At 58.3% G+C, this 230-nt stretch carries 1 pseudogene; it reads right to left on the minus strand.

The features are described 5' to 3' along the window. Positions 1-230, minus strand: a pseudogene (locus tag QP381_RS09950) (hypothetical protein); the annotation flags it as partial.

Below are 230 nucleotides of genomic sequence, written 5' to 3' on the forward strand. Positions count from 1 at the left end.
GACCTCGATGACGATGTTTCCGGTCGTCGATGCGCCATTGAAAAGGGGAGACAATTGGTCGAACTCCTCCGGCGCGACAGTCAGCTTCTGAGAAGACGCCAGGTTGTACGTCTTGCCGTCCTTGCTGACGAAGTCGACCGTCGCCCAGGGCGCCTGACCCTGGGAGTCATTGCCGAGGTAGGTGGCCGTTATGTTGATAAGAACATAGGAGAAGCCATCCGTGGCCGGCT

It is taken from the genome of Pauljensenia sp. UMB6358 (genome assembly GCF_030216865.1).
Taxonomy (GTDB): domain Bacteria; phylum Actinomycetota; class Actinomycetes; order Actinomycetales; family Actinomycetaceae; genus Pauljensenia; species Pauljensenia turicensis_A.